Origin of the sequence: Flavobacterium coralii (assembly GCF_019891545.1) — a bacterium.
Classification (GTDB): Bacteria; Bacteroidota; Bacteroidia; order Flavobacteriales; family Flavobacteriaceae; genus Flavobacterium; species Flavobacterium coralii.
Genome location: NZ_JAHDIU010000003.1, coordinates 70,909 through 91,120, shown reverse-complemented (window position 1 = coordinate 91,120; position 20,212 = coordinate 70,909). Strand labels below are relative to the sequence as shown.

General features: G+C 42.9%; 12 protein-coding genes and 1 tRNA gene. 4 read left to right on the top strand and 9 right to left on the bottom strand.

What is annotated here, in order from left to right; all coding sequences use genetic code 11:
* Window positions 1-3 precede the first annotated feature (3 nt).
* From KJK34_RS05505 to KJK34_RS05485, 5 genes are read right to left on the bottom strand one after another with little or no spacing between them, the layout of a single operon-like run.
* On the bottom strand, window positions 4-549 hold the full coding sequence (locus KJK34_RS05505; protein WP_223052865.1) for a c-type cytochrome: 546 nt from the start codon (window positions 547-549) through the stop codon (window positions 4-6).
* A gap of 6 nt (window positions 550-555) precedes the next feature.
* The gene (locus tag KJK34_RS05500) at window positions 556-1,080 is read right to left on the bottom strand and encodes a DUF3341 domain-containing protein (RefSeq protein WP_223052864.1); all 525 of its coding nucleotides are present in this window, start codon (window positions 1,078-1,080) and stop codon (window positions 556-558) included.
* A 6-nt stretch (window positions 1,081-1,086) separates the two neighbouring features.
* Complete coding sequence (gene nrfD / locus KJK34_RS05495; protein WP_223052863.1) at window positions 1,087-2,508, bottom strand: NrfD/PsrC family molybdoenzyme membrane anchor subunit; 1,422 nt, start codon at window positions 2,506-2,508, stop codon at window positions 1,087-1,089.
* 35 nt (window positions 2,509-2,543) lie between these two features.
* The gene (locus tag KJK34_RS05490; protein ID WP_223052862.1) at window positions 2,544-5,597 is read right to left on the bottom strand and encodes a TAT-variant-translocated molybdopterin oxidoreductase; all 3,054 of its coding nucleotides are present in this window, start codon (window positions 5,595-5,597) and stop codon (window positions 2,544-2,546) included.
* 33 nt (window positions 5,598-5,630) lie between these two features.
* On the bottom strand, window positions 5,631-6,968 hold the full coding sequence (locus KJK34_RS05485) for a c-type cytochrome (protein ID WP_223052861.1): 1,338 nt from the start codon (window positions 6,966-6,968) through the stop codon (window positions 5,631-5,633).
* A 212-nt stretch (window positions 6,969-7,180) separates the two neighbouring features.
* Between KJK34_RS05485 and KJK34_RS05480 the strand changes: the two genes are divergently transcribed.
* On the top strand, window positions 7,181-7,564 hold the full coding sequence (locus KJK34_RS05480; protein ID WP_236937595.1) for an SPOR domain-containing protein: 384 nt from the start codon (window positions 7,181-7,183) through the stop codon (window positions 7,562-7,564).
* Between the two features lie 65 nt (window positions 7,565-7,629).
* On the opposite strand, the gene infB is transcribed toward KJK34_RS05480, so the two are convergent.
* The 3 genes from infB to rimP are packed head-to-tail and all read right to left on the bottom strand — an operon-like array spanning window position 7,630 to window position 12,247.
* The gene (gene infB, locus KJK34_RS05475; protein ID WP_223052860.1) at window positions 7,630-10,470 is read right to left on the bottom strand and encodes a translation initiation factor IF-2; all 2,841 of its coding nucleotides are present in this window, start codon (window positions 10,468-10,470) and stop codon (window positions 7,630-7,632) included.
* 53 nt (window positions 10,471-10,523) lie between these two features.
* Window positions 10,524-11,765, bottom strand: coding sequence for a transcription termination factor NusA (gene nusA / locus KJK34_RS05470; protein WP_223052859.1), 1,242 nt, complete (start codon window positions 11,763-11,765; stop codon window positions 10,524-10,526).
* 17 nt (window positions 11,766-11,782) lie between these two features.
* Entirely contained in the window at window positions 11,783-12,247 is a 465-nt protein-coding gene (gene rimP / locus KJK34_RS05465; protein ID WP_223052858.1) for a ribosome assembly cofactor RimP, read from the bottom strand.
* A gap of 183 nt (window positions 12,248-12,430) precedes the next feature.
* On the opposite strand from rimP, the gene KJK34_RS05460 reads away from it, so the two are divergent.
* Window positions 12,431-13,276: a universal stress protein gene (locus KJK34_RS05460; RefSeq protein WP_223052857.1), complete on the top strand. Its 846-nt coding sequence runs from the start codon at window positions 12,431-12,433 to the stop codon at window positions 13,274-13,276.
* A gap of 51 nt (window positions 13,277-13,327) precedes the next feature.
* Here KJK34_RS05460 and KJK34_RS05455 read toward each other — a convergent pair.
* A tRNA-Gln gene (locus KJK34_RS05455) sits at window positions 13,328-13,398 on the bottom strand.
* 146 nt (window positions 13,399-13,544) lie between these two features.
* Here KJK34_RS05455 and KJK34_RS05450 point away from each other — a divergent pair.
* Together KJK34_RS05450 and KJK34_RS05445 are read left to right on the top strand one after the other, a co-directional pair.
* Entirely contained in the window at window positions 13,545-16,817 is a 3,273-nt protein-coding gene (locus KJK34_RS05450) for a glycosyltransferase family 117 protein (RefSeq protein ID WP_223052856.1), read from the top strand.
* Window positions 16,818-16,908: 91 nt separating this feature from the next.
* On the top strand, window positions 16,909-20,190 hold the full coding sequence (locus tag KJK34_RS05445) for a glycosyltransferase family 117 protein (protein WP_223052855.1): 3,282 nt from the start codon (window positions 16,909-16,911) through the stop codon (window positions 20,188-20,190).
* The last annotated feature ends 22 nt before the right edge of the window (window positions 20,191-20,212 follow it).

Sequence of the window (20,212 nt, the reverse complement as noted above, 5' to 3'; positions counted from 1 at the left end):
AAATTATAATTCGCTCCTTAATTTAAGCACGTAGCTGGTAACCTGCCAGCGTTCTTCCTGAGAAAGCTGGTTAGCATGCGAGCCCATGGAGTTAAGACCGTAGGTTATTACGTGGAATACACTTCCTTCTGTAATTTGCCTGTCTTTGTAGTTAGGCACACCAAGAAATTTTTCCCTCTTTACCAGGGTTCCTTTTCCGTCTCCCTTATCACCGTGGCAAATTGCACAGTAAATAGTATAAAGCTGCTCGCCTTGTGGTAAATCTACAGATGCAGAATCCAGCGGAGATTTCAGGTTAGCTTTTGCCATTTCATAACCTTCGTTGGTATTAGGATACTCATAAGGAGTAAAACCCCTCGGGATGCTGCCCTGTGCAGGGTACTGCCCTTCTTTACCGTTAGGAAAAGCTGAAACTTCAGAATAAGTTTCATATGGCACGGCTTCATACATATTCGGGAAATACTGGTAATTCGGCTCCTTTTTATTAAAGCATGCCGTTAGCCCCGAGGCTGCAACTACCAATAATGCTGTTCTATAAAACGCTCTCATAATCTGTTAATGCTTTTCTATTACTTTTACTTCCACAGCTCCTGTATTCTCAAAGAAAGAAACAAGCTGGTCTACATCGCCGTGAGCAGCAACTTCCATTAAAAAATGATCATCCGTTGTCCTTACATCCGGGTTCTCAGCTTTTTTAAATGGCCAAAGCTTACTCCTAAGGTAAAATGTTATAACCATTAAGTGGGCAGCAAAAAATACTGTCATCTCAAACATTACCGGTACAAAAGCCGGCATGTTTTGTATATAGCTGAAACTTGGCTTACCTCCAATATCCTGCGGCCAGTCAATAATCATCATGTAACGCATCATGGTGGTAGCAACGCTTAAACCAACCAAACCGTAGAGGAAAGAAGCAATAGCTATCCTTGTTGGGGCAAGGCCCATGGCTTTATCAAGCCCGTGCACCGGGAAAGGGGTGTAAACCTCTTCAATGTGATGATGAGCTGCGCGCGTTTTCTTTACTGCGTCCATCAGGATATCATCATCATTGTATAAAACATGTATAACTTTATTACTCATGACCTCTTAATGATTATGTTCTGAATGTGAATGATTGTCGTGACCGTGTTGCTCGTGAAGCTTTTTATATTTCTCGCTTGACGTTTTCATGATCGATTTAACCTCTGCCTGTGCAATTACAGGGAAACTTCTTGAGTACAGCAGGAATAGTACAAAAAAGAAACCTATTGTACCGATGTAGAAACCTGCATCTACAAATGTTGGCTGGAACATAGTCCATGAAGATGGAAGGTAATCCCTGTGAAGCGATGTTACGATAATCACGAAACGCTCGAACCACATACCTATGTTTACCACAATAGAGATTATAAAGGATGCCATGATGCTGGTACGGATCTTCTTAACCCACATTACCTGTGGAGATACCACGTTACACGTCATCATCAGCAGGTAAGACCACCAGTAAGGACCTGTTGCCCTGTTAAGGAAGGCATACTGCTCATACTCTACCCCTGAATACCATGCAATAAATAACTCTGTTATATAAGCTATACCTACTATCGAACCTGTAATCATGATAATGATGTTCATAAGTTCAATATGCTGTATGGTAATATAAGCCTCAAGGTTAGACACTTTCCTCATAATGATAAGAAGTGTGTTTACCATTGCAAATCCTGAGAAAATTGCACCCGCAACGAAGTATGGAGGAAGGATGGTTGTGTGCCAGCCCGGTATAACCGATGTGGCAAAGTCGAATGATACGATGGTGTGAACCGAAAGTACAAGTGGCGTAGCAAGGCCGGCAAGTACAAGAGACACCTCTTCAAAACGCTGCCAGTCTTTAGCACGGCCGCTCCATCCGAAACTTAGAGTTGAATATATTCTTTTTGTGAAAGGCGTTATAGCCCTGTCGCGAAGCATTGCAAAGTCAGGCAATAAACCTGTCCACCAGAAAACAAGTGATACCGAAAGGTAAGTAGAGATTGCAAATACGTCCCAAAGTAGCGGGGAGTTGAAGTTAACCCAAAGTGAACCGAACTGGTTTGGTATTGGCATTACCCAGTATGCAAGCCAAGGGCGGCCCATGTGGAATACAGGGAACATAGCTGCCTGTATTACCGAGAAAATGGTCATCGCTTCGGCCGACCTGTTGATGGCCATCCTCCACTTTTGGCGGAATAAAAGCAGTACCGCAGAGATAAGTGTACCGGCGTGACCGATACCTACCCACCAAACGAAGTTGGTAATATCCCAAGCCCAGCCTATTGTTTTATTAGATCCCCATGTACCGATACCGGTTCCTACTGTATAAGCAACGCAACCTACACCCCAAAGGAAAGCGGCAAGAGCAATGGAAAATGCTATCCACCATTGCTTGTTGGCCCTGCCTTCCACCGGCCTTGCAACATCAACTGTTACATCGTGATAATTTTTGTCACCTATAATTAAAGGTTTTCTAATGGGTGCTTCGTAATGAGACGACATATCCTTTATAATGTTTCTTAATTAATAACTATTGATTAGGTGTTCCTCACTTTAACGTGATAGAATACATTAGGCTTAGTGCCAATATGCTCCAGCAGGTGATACATCCTGTCGCTTTCCTGAAGCTGTGCAACTGTATCTTCCTGGTTGTTGATATCGCCAAACACCATTGCACCGGAGCCACAAGCCTCAGAACATGCTGTATAGAACTCATCTTTCCTTACCGGGCGGCCTTCGCGCTTAGCGTTAAGTATGGTAGCCTGTGTCATCTGGATACAGAAAGAACATTTTTCCATAACACCCCTCGAGCGTACGTTTACATCAGGGTTAAGTACCATACGGCCAAGATCATCGTTCATGTGGTAGTCAAACTCCTCGTTCTTGCTGTATAAGAACCAGTTGAAACGACGCACTTTATAAGGGCAGTTGTTTGCACAGTAACGGGTGCCCACACAACGGTTATAAGCCATGTGGTTTTGCCCTTGGCGGCCGTGAGATGTTGCCGCAACCGGACATACCGTTTCGCAAGGCGCATGGTTACAGTGCTGGCAGAATACAGGCTGGAATGCTACCTGCGGATTCTCTGCCGGGTCTTCCATTTCCCTGAAAGTCTCAATAGAGTCAAATAAACCGTTTGCAGCTTCTTTAGTTTCAACATCACCTGCAAATGTATCTTCAGATGAGTAATACCTGTCAATACGCAGCCAGTGCATATCGCGGCTTCTCCTTACTTCGCTCTTACCAACAACAGGAACGTTGTTTTCGGCGTGGCAGGCAATAACGCACGCGCCACAACCTGTACAGGCGTTAAGGTCTACCGAAAGGTTAAAGTGGTGTCCTACTGTCCTGTCAAAAGATTCCCAAAGGTCTACAGTAGCAGCAGGTACTTCTTTATGGTCTAATGATACTACCGGAACTTCATTCCATTCAGCAGCATCTTTAGTATTATAATCTTTAAGGGTTGTTTCTTTAATAATGTCACCCCTGCCCATCAGTGTTTTTTGTAACTGTATACAGGCAAATTCATGGTCGCCGCTTTCTTTAGTGATTTTAGCGGGCTGAACAGTATTAAAGTTATTATATAGTGTATAAGCATTTACACCTACCACCATTTCAGGCTTCATAGCCTCTTTACGCCCGTAACCAAAAGCAAGGCCTACTGTTCCTTTAGCCTGGCCCGGCTGTATTATTACAGGAACTTTTTCAAGTTTTTTACCGTTAACTTCTATCGTAACACAGCTTCCGTTAAGTCCGCCGTTTGCCACGTTATAGTTTTCAAGGCCAAGCCTGTCGGCATCTGCCCTCGAAACGGTAAGGTAATTATCCCACGACACCCTTGTGATTGGGTCCGGGAATTCCTGCAGCCATGGGTTATTAGCCTGCTGGCCATCGCCCATACCTGTTTTAGTATAAAGTACAAGCTCAAGTTCACCTGCCTTTTTAGCCTGAGCAAGCTTAGAAGCCGCACCGCTAAAGTCAGCGCCATTGGCAACTGCAGGAGCTATAGTTTCAGCTACAGCAACACCGTCATGAACCAGTTGGTTCCAGGTTTTGCCTGCTGCATAAGCAGGAGCAGTAGCTTTTAGGTAATCGTAGAAAGATTGTGAGTTACCCATCCATGCAAGTAACGAATCCTGAAGCTGCCTTGTTTTAAACAACGGACGGATTGTAGGCTGGATGATGCTGTAGTAACCTTTTGCTATGCTTACATCTCCCCATGACTCAAGGTAATGAGGGGCTGCAGCCGCTATAGTGGTAAGGGTAGCTGTTTCATCTTCTTTCATAGTGAAGGCTACCGACATTTTAACTTTTTTAAGGCCATCTGCAAATGCAGCACTGTCAGCAAGTGTGTACATCGGGTTAACACCGCTTGTAATAAGCGTGTGAACCGATCCGGCCCTCATATCATTTATAAGCTGCGCAACTGCTTTTGCATCACCTTTTCTAACAAGGCGGGCACCTGCAGGGTTAAATGCGGCAGACTGAAGTGCGTTATTAATGGCAAGCACTAATAATTGTGCATCAGTATCATCTAAACCTGTAACAACTACACCGCGAGAACCAGCCGATTTAAGCTGCTGTGCAGCTTTTGCAACTTCTGCTTTTGCAGCAAATGCCGGTGTGCTAACCGAAGAACCTGTAATTGCATTATAAAGCTCAACAAGCGCATACTTCTGCTCAGTTACCGTCATCGGGATACGCTTATCGGCATTAGCACCCGATAAAGACATATTTGCCTCCATCTGGATGTGTTTAGACATTTTACCGTTTTTAGGTATACGGCCTTCGGCATATCCGGTATCGCAGCCACCGCCCTGCCAGTCGCCAAGTATATCGGCACCTACAGAAACGATAAGGTCTGATTTAGAGAAATCATAATCGGCAAGAGCCCTTTCGCCATAAACAGACTGGAAGGCATCAAGCGCCGCGCTGCTTGAAACAGCGTCATATATTACATGCTTAAAGTTGGCATAACGTGCACCAAATTCAGCAATAAGTTTTTCTGTTGCAGGGCTTGCAAGGGTACCGGTTAAAAGTACTACCTGCCCGCCTGAAGCCGCAGCCTGGTCAAGGCTTTTCTTCACTTCGGCATCAACCTCTTCCCATGATGCAGGCTTGCCTTTAACCATAGGTTCTTTAAGGCGCATACTGTCATATAAAGAAAGTACAGATGCATACACCCTTGCATTTGGCCTTATCTTGCCTCCTGCCAGGTAGTTGTTTTCAACTTTTATAGGCCTGCCCTCGCGGGTCTTAACAACGATATTTGCAAAGTCGAAACCATCTGCCATTGTTGTAGCATAATAATCTGCTACACCCGGGATGATTTCTTCCGGCTGAACAACATAAGGAATCGATTTGATAACAGGGCCTTCACACGCTGCAAGCGAAGCTGCAGCAGTACTAAACCCTACATATTTTAAAAAGTCACGACGGCTTGTTGCTGATGATGACAAAGCTTCTTTGTTACCAAGAAATTCGTCAGTCGGTATCTCCTCAACAAACTCATTGTTTCTTAGCGTCTCAACAATAGAACTGTTTTCTTTCAGCTCTTCAACACTTTGCCAGTATTTTTTGTTTGATGCCATGTTATATATAGATATTAGCTTCTTTAAAATTGATTAATAGTGACATTTACCACATTCTGTTCCGCCCATATTGGCAGCTGTAAGCTTGGTTACGCCATATTTTTTGGCAAGCTCGTCGTGGATTTTTTCGTAGTAAGCATTACCTTCTATCTTCACGTCAGTTTCACGGTGGCAGTTAATACACCAGCCCATTGTAAGTGAAGAATGCTGCTTCATTATTTCAAAAGTCTCTACAGGGCCGTGGCATGTCTGGCACTCTACACCAGCTACAGAAACGTGCTGAGCGTGGTTGAAGTAAACAAAGTCAGGAAGATTGTGTATCCTTACCCATTTTACCGGTTTTTGCTTGCCTGTATAGGTTTGGGTAGATTTATCCCAACCCACTGCATCATATAACTTTTGTATCTCAGCAGTGTAGAATTCTTTAGAATATTCTACATAAGTTGAATCTTTATCTCCCTGGAATTCTGCAATGTTTTTGTGGCAGTTCATACACACATTAAGCGATGGTATACCAGAGTGCTTGCTTACCCTTGCAGAAGAGTGGCAGTATTTACAATCTATACCATTATCGCCGGCGTGTATTTTGTGCGAGAAGTGAATTGGCTGTATCGGCTCATACCCTTGGTCAACACCAATCTGCATCAGGTAACCGTAAAGGAAGTATGAAGCAGAAAGCAGCAGCAGGATTGCAGTTACCAGTACAAGAAACTGGTTTTTAGCATATGCCTGCCATAATGACACTGACGATTCAGGCTTCTCAACCTCAATACCATTTGCAGCAGCAACTCTTTTAAGGGTTTTGTTAACCAGTGCTAGCATCACGATAAGCACCACAAGCACTAAAACAAGAGCACCCAAAATAAGCACATTGTTTATACCATTATCAGCTGCAACCGGGCTACCTCCAGTAGTCGGAGCTATAGTAGGAACTTCAGCAGGCTGAGAAGTATAAGCAAGAATATTATCTATATCCTGGTTAGACAACTGCGGAAACGGCGTCATTACCGCCTGGTTATTTTCATTAAAAAGCTTAACCGCAACAGGATCGCCTGCTTTAATCATGGCACTACTGTTCTTTATCCAGCTATACAGCCACTCCCTGTCATGTTTTTCAGCAACATTTCTAAGGGCAGGACCCGTAGCTTTAGCATCAAGCTTGTGACAAGCCGCACAAAGCGTGTTAAACAACTCTTTACCCTTTGCAGGATCTCCCGCACCCGCGTCGGCTCCGGCAGCATCAGCAGGCGCGGCTGCCGCATCGGCAGGAGCAGCATCCTGTGCAAATACAGAAAGGGAAAAGGACAGCGAGAACGCCAGACAGAACATTATAATTCTTGAAATCGAAGTATGGTTACCCACTTTTTTCATATTAAAAATGATTATCGACTATTTTTGGTACAGTTTTTAATGTATATACAACAAAATGTTATAGTTTTTTAAAAACTCCCACAAAAATACGACTTAAGAATTATTCTCAAACCTTAAATAAATGTTAATAATCAATTTATAACAATTCTAAATAAACCTGAAGAATGCAGGTAAAACAATATGTTGTACTTTTGTGGCAAACACTATTCATTATGAGAAAATTAAAAATCAGAAGATGCTTATTTGTGGCTTTTTTCCTAATAAAGTCAAGCGGATATATACACGCACAGGATGTTACCGTAACACAGGATGAAAAGTTTGTGCAGCTATTAAATGAGAAAAGGAAAGTAAATGCATCGATAACTGTAAATGATAAGTATAAAATACAGATTTTTTATGGTGAAAACGATAAAGCAAGGAAAGCGCTTTCTGAATTTAAAAGGGAATTTAGCGATACCGACGGCACTATAGTTTTTGAAAGTCCTACTTATAAAGTATGGGTGGGCAGCTTTAACTCACGAATTGATGCAGAGCGGATGCTTGCAAAAGTAAAAGAGAAATTTCCGTATGCATTATTAATAAAGCCGAACAAGTAGTTCGTCAAAATATAAAATAAAAATGCCCGCTGATTCAGCGGGCATTTTTTATATATAGCTTATTCTTATTTAAGTGTTTTCTTAACTTCAACTTCCTGGAATGCTTCAATTACATCAAGCTGTTGCAGGTCGTTATAGTTCTTAATCTGCATACCACAATCGTATCCTTTAGAAACCTCCTTAACGTCATCTTTAAAGCGTTTAAGCGTGGCAAGTTCACCTGTATAGATTACCACACCGTCACGGATAAGCCTAATCTTAGAGTTCCTGAATATCTTACCATCGGTAACCATACATCCTGCAATGGTTCCCACTTTAGAAATCTTGAATATCTCACGCACTTCGGCAGTACCTGTAACCTCTTCTTTAAGTTCAGGCGAAAGCATACCTTCCATAGCGTCCTTAACATCATCAATAGCATCATAGATGATAGAGTAGTTCCTTATGTCAATTTCCTCTTTCTCAGCAAGCGATTTGGCACTTGCCATTGGGCGAACGTTAAAGCCGATAATGATGGCATCTGATGCAGAAGCAAGCAACACATCACTTTCAGTTATTGCACCAACACCTTTGTGAATAATGTTGATCTGTATCTCTTCGGTAGAAAGCTTAGAGAATGAATCTGATAATGCTTCTACTGAACCGTCCACGTCACCTTTAAGGATAATGTTAAGCTCCTTGAACTGGCCAAGGGCAATCCTCCTGCCTATTTCGGCAAGGGTAATATGCCTTTGTGTACGTACCGATTGTTCGCGTATTAGCTGAGTACGCTTAGCTGCAATTTGCTTCGCTTCCTTCTCATCTTCATATACGCTGAACTTGTCACCCGCTGTTGGGGCACCGTCAAGGCCAAGTACTGATATTGGTGTAGATGGGCCGGCTTCTTTAATGTTGTGCCCGCGCTCATCGTGCATTGCTTTTACCTTACCGTGATGCTTACCTGCAAGTACATAGTCGCCCACCCTTAGGGTACCGCCCTGTACAAGCACTGTAGCAACATAACCACGGCCTTTATCAAGGAAAGCCTCTACAACTGTACCAACTGCCGGTTTTTCCGGATTGGCTTTTAGGTCAAGTATTTCTGCTTCCAGCAATACTTTTTCAAGCAAATCATTAACACCAAGACCTGTTTTTGCAGATATATCGTGCGATTGTATTTTACCGCCCCAGTCTTCTACCAGTAAGTTCATACCGGCAAGCCTTTCTTTAATCTTTTCAGGGTTTGCAGTTGGCTTATCCACTTTGTTAATAGCAAAGATGATAGGAACTCCTGCTGCCTGTGCATGGTTTATCGCTTCTTTTGTCTGCGGCATTATATCATCGTCCGCGGCAATAACAATAATTGCGATGTCGGTTACCTGTGCACCACGCGCACGCATAGCGGTAAACGCTTCGTGGCCCGGTGTATCTAAGAATGTAATTTTCTGTCCGTTCTCAAGCGTTACACCATAAGCACCAATGTGCTGGGTTATACCCCCTGATTCACCTGCAATTACGTTCTCCTCACGAATGTAGTCAAGTAACGAGGTTTTACCGTGGTCAACGTGACCCATAACCGTAACTATAGGTGCACGAGGCTCAAGGTCTTCCTCCCTGTCTTCAACCACTTCTTTGGCCTCTTCAATATCAGTTGTTATAAACTCAACATCAAAGCCAAATTCATCAGCCACAATGGTTAGTGTTTCGGCATCAAGCCTTTGGTTCATGGTTACCATGATACCTAAAGACATGCATACTGATATTACTTTGGTAATAGGCACATCCATCATGGTAGCAATTTCACCTACTGTTACAAATTCTGTAACTTTAAGGGTTTTGCTGCCTTCTGTAAGTATACGCTGCTCATCATCGGTACGCTGGCGGTGGCTCTCACGCTTATCACGACGGTATTTAGCCGCTTTAGATTTTGTGGTTTTACCCTGTAGCTTTTCAAGCGTTTCGCGAATCTGGTTTTTAACTTCTTCTTCGGTAGGCTCTACTTTAGCAACTATAGCCTGGCGTTTTGTAAACTTATTTCCGCCCGGTTTATTGTTACCCTGGCCCGGTCTGTTATTACCCTGCTGGCCCTGGCCTTGCTGACCCTGACCCTGTGGCTTAGGGGTAATACGCTTTCTTTTGTTTTTATTATTGCCCTGCTGGTTATTGCCTGCATTGCCTTTATTACCATCGCGCTTTTGGTCTTCTTTCTTCTTTTTAGGCCTGTCAAACTGAGAAAGGTCAATCTTTTGCCCGGTAAAAGTAGTACCCGAAAGCTTTTGGTATTGTGTTTCAATCTTATCTTCCTGCTGGTTTTCCTGCTGCGTCTCCTGTTGCTTTTTGGCCTCCGGTGCCTGTGCTACAATTTTTGGCTGTGGTTTTATAGCAGGCTCCTCTTTTTTAGGCTCCTGTTTTACAGGCTCTTCCTGTTTAGGAGTAATAGCAGGCTTTTGCTCTTCTGCCTTTGGCTGTTCTGCAGCTTTCGGCTGTTCTGCAGGGGCAGGTGTTTCGGCTTTAGGCTGGTCTTGTGCTGCAGGTGCGTCTGAAGAAGTTTCCTGAGCTTTTTTAGGATTTAAGTCTATTTTGCCAACAGCCACAGGCCCCGATAGTGAAGCTTTTGCTTTAATAACTTCCTGCCTTTGCTTTTCTTCGTCCTGCTTTCTTTTTTCTTCCAGTTCACGCTCCCTCTCCATACGAAGCGCCTCTTTTTCCTTCCTCTTTTCTTCACTCACCTCAAGAGAAGCCTCTTTCTTACCCTTGTCAGCAGAGAACTGACGGTAAAGGGTATCGCGTTCTTCACCGGAAATCTTGGCATTAGGGCTCGCCTCTATAGAATACCCCTTATCCTTAAGGTATTCCACAGCCCTGTCCAGCGAAATATTTAATTCCCTTAAAACTTTATTAATTCTTATTGCTCTTTCTTCAGACATAAAATCCTTTTAATATTATCTTCTATCGTTGTGTGTTTAGTCTTTTATTGAACTTATTCTTCAAACTCCTCCCTTAAAATCCTGATAACTTCCATTATGGTTTCCTCTTCAAGGTCTGTCCTCCTTACAAGGTCCTGAACATCGTGGTTCAGTACACTACGGGCAGTATCAAGACCTATTTTGGCAAACTCATCAATTATCCATCCTTCTATCTCGTCAGAGAATTCTGTTAGTTCAACATCTTCCTCCTCAGCAGGGCTTCCTTCCCTTATTACATCAAGCTCATAACCCGTTAGCAGGCCTGCAAGCTTTATATTATGCCCGCCGCGGCCAATGGCTTTAGAAACCTCTTCGAGCTTAAGGAAAACCTCTGCCCTTTTGCTTTCTTCATCAATTTTTATAGATGATATTTTAGCAGGGCTAAGGGCGCGCGATATATACAGTTGCGTATTGTTGGTATAATTGATAACATCAATGTTTTCATTACCAAGCTCGCGCACTATACCGTGAATACGAGATCCTTTCATACCCACACAGGCACCCACAGGGTCTATCCTGTCATCATAAGAATCTACGGCTACTTTTGCTTTCTCTCCCGGTATCCTTACTACTTTCTTAACCGTTATAAGCCCGTCAAACACTTCCGGAATTTCCTGCTCAAACAGTTTTTCAAGGAATTTTTCAGACGTCCTGCTCATTATAATCTGCGGCTTGTTGCCTTTAAGCTCTACATTCTCTATAATGCCGCGCACGTTGTCGCCTTTCCTGAAAAAATCAGAAGGTATCTGTTTTTCTTTAGGAAGCACTATTTCGTTTCCGTCATCATCCACCAAAATTACAGCTTTTGGGCGAACATGGTGCACTTCAGCGGTATAAATATCACCAATAATATCTTTAAACTGCTTGTATAAGTTGGTATTATCGTGTTCGTGTATCTTAGAGATAAGGTTTTGGCGCAGTGCAAGTATAGCCCTGCGGCCCAACTGGATAAGCTTCACTTCTTCCGAAACATCTTCGCCAACTTCAAAATCGGGCTCTATTTTCCTGGCTTCGCTAAGCGAAATTTCCTGATTAGGGTCTTCCACCTCACCATCGGCAACCACAACGCGGTTCCTCCAAATCTCCATATCACCTTTATCCGGGTTGATAATAATATCAAAATTATCGTCAGAACCATATTTCTTCTTTAAGGCGTTCCTGAAAACATCTTCCAGTATCGCCATAAGGGTAACGCGATCTATTAGCTTATCATCCTTAAATTCAGAAAACGATTCAATTAATGCGATATTCTCCATACCAACTATCTTGTTTTTTAAAATTTTATTACAACTACTGCTTCCTTTATATCTCCGTAAGGCACTTCGGCTCTTTTTTGTACGGTCTCCTTTCCTTTTCCAACCTTTTTAGGCTCGCGGGCTTTCCACTCCAGTACTATATGCTCGTCTGTTGCACCGGTAAGCTCGGCCTCAATCTTCTCGGTCTGGGTGGTAACTTTGAGCGTGCGTCCAATATTTTTTTTGTACTGCCTTTTGTTTATCAGAGGGCTTGTTGCCCCTGCTGATGCCACCTCAAGCGAAAAGTCATGCTCTTCCCTGTCAAGGTTATGCTCTATGGCGCGGCTAACATCTATGCAATCCTGCAGGTTAACTCCGTTATCACCGTCCAGCGTTACCATTATTTTATTGGCTTCGGTTATCTTTAGCTCAATAAGAAAGAGCTCCGGGCGCTCTTTAAGCGCTTCATCCAACAGGTTGCTTACTTTCTCTTTAAATGTCATATTTTTTATGAAAAAGAGGGGACTTCCGCCCCCTCATTATTTACTGTTCTGTGAAATAATGGCGCAAATATACTAATTATTTTTATATCTTGAAAATCATTGTATAATGCAAAATTAATTCTTACTTTTATAATGTTAAAAGTACACGCATAATTTGTTAATATTAGACCTATACCAATCATTATGAAAAAAATTTTAGTCCCTACAGACTTCTCTGAACACGCCGAACATGCACTTAAAGTTGCCGCACAAATTGCACGCAAAAACAACAGCGAAATATACCTGTTGCACATGCTGGAACTGCCTTCGCACATTAGCGATGACGGTATTGGCGAGAGCAACGCCGTAGGCAGCAGCACAGGAGTGCCGGAGGTTATGTTTTTTATGGAAAAAACCCGTGAGCGTTTTGAAGAAGTGCTTAACGCACCCTACCTTGAAGGCATACCGGTTGTAGAAGCAATTCAGTTTGACAGGGCTTTTGAAGGAATTATAAAGCAAAGCAAAAAACACAATATAGACCTGATAATTATGGGTTCTCACGGCGCAAGCGGCTTCAGGGAAATGTTTATTGGCTCTAACACTGAAAAGGTAGTAAGAACATCAAACATACCTGTTTTGGTTATTAAGAAAGACGAAGGCGAGTTTAGCCCGCAAAAATTTGTTTTTGCTTCTGATTTTTCTGAAGAAATAAGGAAACCGTTCAGCCAGGTGGTTGATTTCGCCAACACTTTTGATATGGAACTTGACTTGGTTTACATTAACACACCGAACGATTTTAAATCTACTCACGCTGCTATGAAAACCATGCAGGAATTTGCAGCAGGCTTTAGCATAAACAATGTTGACCTGCATATTTATAACGATGTGAACGTAGAAAAAGGAATACTGCATTTTGCAAACCATATTAATGCCGACATGATAGGCATGTGCACACACGGCAGGCAGGGACTTGCACACTTTTTTAACGGCAGCATAAGCGAAGACCTGGTAAACCACTCCATGAAACCGGTGGTAACTTTCAAGATATAATTTTACCTCTTATAAGCAAAAAAACCTCTCAGTTTCCTGAGAGGTTTTTTGTTGGTCCACTAGGACTCGAACCTAGAATGACTGAACCAAAATCAGTAGTGTTACCATTACACCATGGACCAATCTTGCTCATTGCGGGTGCAAATGTAGCACATAAATTTATTAAACCAAATTTTTGACAGAAAAAAATATTAAAAAATAGTTTTTTGCGTTCTGTAAGAATAACCATGTTTTTTCACGACAAACTTAACCAGTTAATTTACAGCCTATGGAGCAATTAAACTACAAAAAATGGAACATACTACTTGGGTGGATATTATTTTTTACGGCACTCGTTGTTTATACCCTTACAGTAGAGCCTACCCTTAGTTTTTGGGACAGCGGCGAGTATATATCCACTTCCGCAAAGCTGCAGGTGGGGCATCCGCCGGGCGCTCCGTTATACCAGCTTATTGGCGCTTTCTTTGCTATGTTTGCATCAGGCCAGGAAAATATAGCCTTTATGGTAAATATGGTTTCGGTACTCTCATCCGCGTTCACCATATTGTTTATGTTCTGGTCTTCTACGCTCCTGCTCAAAAATTTAAATGTATTAAAAAATACACACAAGCAAAACAGTATAGCCATACTGGGCAGTGCCGCAACGGGTTGCCTTACCTTTATTTTTACCGACAGCTTTTGGTTTAATGCCACCGAAGCCGAAGTATATGCCATGGCATCGTTGTTTATAGCCTTGCTTTTCTGGGCAGGTTTGCGTTGGGGCGAAGCCATGCACACGCCAAACGGCAACCGCTGGCTGTTGCTGATAGCAATGCTTACCGGGCTTTCTTTCGGGGTGCACTTTTTGGCATTGCTAACCATACCTTCAATAGGGCTTATTTACTATTTTAAAAACTATCAAAACATAACATTCAAAAATTTTGCTGTAGCCAATATAGCAGTTATAGGTATATTGCTGTTTGTATTTATGATGCTCCTGCCCTATACTATGACACTTTTTGCAAAAGCCGAAATTTTTGCAGTTAACAGCATAGGGCTACCGTTTAATTCAGGTACGGTGCTCATGTTTCTGGCAGTAGGTTTCATATTTTGGTACGGGTTAAGATATACCCGTAAAAAACAGCTGCCACTCTATAACACCCTTGTACTGTGCCTGTTGTTTGTTTTCATCGGCTTTTCATCGTGGATGATGCTGCCGGTAAGGGCTAATTCCGGAATTACCATTAACGAAAACCCGCCCACAGATGCCGCCGACCTGCTTGCCTACTACAACCGTGAGCAGTACCCGGAGCAAAAAGTATTTTATGGGCCTATGTACACCCAGGCCTACGCCGGGCTTGATGCCGACATGCCCTACACAGATGCCAAACCCAATTATGAAAGGGACTATAAAACAGGAAAGTATGTTATAATAAACAACTATAAAAATGCAAAGCAGCAATTCGACAGAAGCCATCTGGGATTTCTACCGAGGCTCTCTAAAGAAAAGCATACAGCCAACTATATGGCTTATGCCGGTGCGCCTGATTTCAGGGTTAACCCAAACTATGATTTTGAGGGCGAACTGCCTTATTACGGCATTAATATAGCTGAACTCAGCGCTGAAGATACTGCTACAGCCGCAGCAGGATTAAGGAATGAACTTGATAATATTATACAGGAGTTTAAAACCGCATACCGAAAAGGTGATGCAGGCAATGAGGAGCTTGACTCGTTCCTTAAAAATTACAGCCGCTACCTGATTGTTGATAAGCCTACGCTGATGCAGAACATCAGCTATATGTTCAGCTACCAGTTTGGTTATATGTACTGGCGTTACTTTATGTGGAACTTCGCCGGAAGGCAAAACGATATTCAGGGCAAAGCCGATATTTTAAACGGCAACTGGATTAGCGGCGTAAAAGCAATAGACGGGCTAAGGCTGGGTAACCAGGAAAAACTGGCTCCCGATATGCTTAATAACGAAGGCAGGAATACATACTTTTTTATCCCGTTGCTGCTTGGGGCTGTCGGTTTGTTGTATCATGCCCGTAAAGACGCTAAGAGCTTTTACGTGCTTTTGGTACTGTTCCTGTTTTGCAGCCTTGCCATAAAAGTATTCCTTAACGAAAGTCCGTTTGAGGTACGCGAAAGGGATTATGTGTTAGTCGGCTCTTTCTACGTTTTCGCCATCTGGATAGGTTTCGGTGTATTTGCCTTATTGCAGTTTGCTGCTAAATTTTTAAAGCCTAAAGTTGCTATTCCGGCGGTATTTGCCGTAACGCTGCTTAGCTGCCCCGTTTTAATGGCACGCGAAAACTGGGATGACCATGACCGATCCGGGCGTTATACCACTCTGGCAATGGCAAAAGCGTGCCTTGACTCCTGCGCACCCAACGCCATTTTATATACAGTTGGTGATAATGACACCTTCCCCCTTTGGTATGCGCAGGAAATAGAAAACTACCGTACTGATGTAAGGGTGGTATGCACCACCTACCTGCCTGCCGACTGGTATATTGACCAGATGAAACGACAGGCTTATGATTCTACACCTTTGCCCATAACGCTGCTGCACGACCAGTACAGGGACGGCACACGTGACTTTATGCTCTACAACAAAAAGACAGACGACAGGATGAGCCTCGCCAGTTTTATGGAATTTATATCTCTTGATGATGAGCGCGCTACCGTAGAGCTGCAAAACGGGCACAGGGTAAACTATTATCCTACTAACAAAATACGTATTCCGGTAAATAAGGAAAGTATCATAAAAAATAAGGTAGTACCAGAGGCTTATTATGATGATATTGTTCCGTATATAGACATAGACCTCCCTGATGTGCTGTACAAGCACAACCTTATCATGCTGGATATTATCAACAACAATAACTGGGAGCGCCCTATCTACTTTACCGGGGGCAGCCCTGAAGACGATTATTTTGCATGGATGGACAACTACCTGCAACTGGAAGGCATGGCCTATAGGCTCGTTCCGGTAAAGACAGAAAAACCCGAAGATAACCCGTTCGAGCTTGGCAGGGTACATTCTGAGAAAATGTATGATACTGTAATGAAATGGGACTGGGGCAACAGCAACAATCCTGATGTTTACCTCGACCCACAGACATTGCGCACTGGCGTTAGCTATAAAGCCAACCTTGCCCGCCTGTCAGACACGCTTATTGAAGAAGGCAACCCTGAAAAGGCTGAAAAAATAATTGACCTTGCCCTGGAAAAAATGCCTGTAGCACGCTACCGCAGCTATTTTATGGATAAAGATTTTGCCGATGGCTACTACCGCACCGGTAGTGTAACCAAAGCAAGGAACCTGTTGACAACACTCATACAGAAATACCGGGAGAACCTGACATACTATAAATCGTTAAAGGCACCTTTACAGGATGAACTGTATTATACCATAATACGCGATATAGAAAGTTACAGGAGCTTACTCCTTATCATGAAAGAAAATAACGACCTTTCTTTTTATGAGGAACATAAGGAAGAATTTAACCGTTACAACAAAATGTTCGGCCGGTTTGGGCGTAAAAATGAATAGGCAGGCATAAAAAAAAGCGCTGAACCCAAACCTTACGCAAAAAAATAGTTTCTTTGCAGTACTAAAATACACATACTGTAAATCATTTTAAATGGTAACATTCAACTTTAAAAAATGGAATACCGTGCTTGGCTGGACTGTTTTTGCCATAGCACTGATAGTATATTCTGTAACCGTTGAACCTACTCTTAGCTTTTGGGATTGCGGCGAATATATAGCAACCGCCGCCAAACTGGAAGTGGGCCACCCGCCGGGAGCGCCGCTTTTCCAGATGATGGGTGCTTTCTTTGCCATGTTTGCCACAGGGCCTGATACAGTAGCGCTTATGGTTAATATGGTATCGGTAGTATCCAGTGCATTTACCATATTGTTCCTGTTCTGGTCGCTAACTATACTGCTTCGCACCATTACAGAGCGTTTTTCAGAATTCAGTAATAACAGTGCAGTAGCTATTTTGGGCGCTGCGGCTACAGGTGCGCTTGCCTTTACATTTTCTGACAGCTTCTGGTTCAATGCCACAGAGGCAGAGGTATATGCCATGGCATCATTATTCATCGCGTTGCTGTTCTGGCTTGGCCTGCGCTGGGAGCAGGATATGCACACGCCGCGTGGCAACAGATGGCTGCTTATCATTTCGCTGGTAACAGGACTTTCGTTTGGGGTACACTTTATGGCGTTGCTTGCTATACCTGCCATAGGCTTTATCTACTTCTTTAAGAATTACCGTGATGTTACTGTAAAGAACTTCCTTATTGCCAATGTGGTTATTGTAGCCATATTACTTTTTATATTTAAGCTTTTACTGCCTTATACCATGGCACTTTTCGGTAAAACCGAAATATTCATGGTAAACAATATGGGGCTGCCATTCAACTCGGGCACCATATTTATAGCCCTTGTTATCATAGCCTTCTTTTATTTCGGATTACGATATACACAAAAAAAGCAGTTACCTTTTTATAACACCCTATTGCTTTGCATACTGTTCATCCTTATAGGTTTTTCTACCTGGATGATGCTGCCGATAAGGGCTAACGCCAACGTGGTTATTAATGAGAACAAGCCTTCGGATGCTGCCGAGGTACTGGCCTACTACAACAGGGAGCAGTATGGTGAGCAAAAGCTTTTCTATGGCCCAATGTATTCTGATGCTTATGCAGGGTTAGACCCGGTAAATCCGTATGAAGATGAAAAGCCCAACTACCAGAGGGATTATAAAACGGGTAAATATGTAATTGTAAATAATTACAAGAACGCCAAACAAAATACAGATGACCGCCACAAAGGCTTTATGCCGCGTATGTGGAGTGCCGACCATGCCGCTAACTACATGCGTTTCTCTAACACATTAGATTTCAGGATAGACCCGAACATTGATTATGACAGGGAACTAATGCAGTATGGTGTTGACCCGGAAGTATTAAGTCCTGAAGATTATGCACAGGCGGTAAACCAGATAAGGGGCGGGCTTGAAGAGGAAGTAAGCAACTTTAAGGCTGCTTTCCGCTCAGGCCAGGCAGATATAGAAGATTATAATAAATTCCTTACTACCTACGGGCAGTACCTGCTTGTAGAAAAGCCTTCGTTCATGGATAACATGAAATATATGTTCGTGTACCAATTCGATTATATGTACCTGAGATACTTTTTATGGAATTTCGCCGGAAGGCAGAATGACATACAGGGGCGTTATGACAACCTTGACGGTAACTGGATAAGCGGCATTAAGGCCTACGACAGCATAAGGCTGGGCAACCAGGATGAACTTACAGACGACCAGAAAGAAAACAAAGGCCGTAATGTGTACTACATGCTTCCACTTATATTGGGGCTTGTAGGATTAGGCTACCATGCTTTTAAAGACTTAAAGAGTTTTTATGTGTTGCTGGTGCTGTTCCTGTTTACAGGGCTTGCGCTAAAAATATACCTTAACGAGCGTCCGTTTGAACCGCGCGAGAGGGATTATGCGCTTGTAGGCTCTTTCTTTGTGTTCTGTATCTGGATTGGCTTTGGCGTTTATGCCATATTTGAGGGTATTTCAAAATACATTTCGGCAAAAGTGGCTGCGCCTTTAGTAACGATAGTATGCCTTTTGGCTGCGCCTGTACTTATGGGTTTTCAAAACTGGGACGATCATGACCGCTCAGGGCGTTACACAGCACTTGCAATGGCAAAAGCCTACCTATCATCATGCGAACCAAACGCCATACTCTTTACTATTGGTGACAACGACACCTTCCCGCTGTGGTATGCACAGGAAGTAGAGGGCTTCCGTACCGATATCCGCATAGTTAACACCAGCCTGTTCATGACCGACTGGTATATTGACCAGATGAAGCGTAAGGCGTATGAGAGCGAGCCAATGCCGATATCATTCACGCATGACCAGTATGTACAGGGTACACGCGATTATATGCTGTACATACCGGAAACAGACGCAAGGTGGGATATCAAACAGTTCCTTGACTTTATAAAATCGGACGACCCGCGCACCAAAAAAGAACTGAACAACGGCCACAGTGTAAACTACTACAGGACCAACAAAATAAGGCTTAACGTTAACCGTGAAAATGTTATAAAAAGCAAATCGGTTAACCCTGCCATGTATGATTCTATAGTGCCGTATATCGATATAAACATTAAAGGTGATGCACTTTACAAAAACCGCCTTATGATGCTTGATATACTGGCTAATAACGACTGGAAACGCCCTATCTATTTTACAGGAGGCAGCTTTGGTGATGACGATTATCTGTGGATGAAAGATTACCTGCAACTGGATGGCCTTGTGTTTAAGCTGGTGCCTTTCCGCACTCCGATACCGGAAGACGGAAGCCCGCTTGATATGGGTTACATAGATACAGAAAAGATGTATGACATTGTAATGTCTTGGGACTGGGGCAACAGTGGCAGCCACGATATTTACCATGACCCTGAAACAAGGAAGAATAGTATAACTTACCGTACCAACCTTGCAAGGCTGATGGAAAAACTTATTGAGGAAGGCAAAGACGACAAGGCTAAAAAGATAATAGACCTTGCCATGGAAAAAATGCCTGTAGAATACTATGGTTATTATACTCTGCTGGAGCCGTTTGCATCGGGCTACTACCAGACAGGCAATAAAGAAGCCGCAAGAAAACTGCTTGACACGCTTATAGGTAAATACCAGCAAAGCCTTACCTTCTTTAACAGCTTAAAGATATCAGAACAAAACGATTACCATATTGATATCATTACCGATATTGAGCGCTACAGGAGCCTGCTGCTTATTATGAAAGAAGAGGGCGATATGGAAATGTACAATAATGAAAAAGCTGACTTTAATAAGTATAACAAAATGTTTGCACGCTTTAAACGCGAAAGCGAGTAACAATCAAACAGGAAATATTACA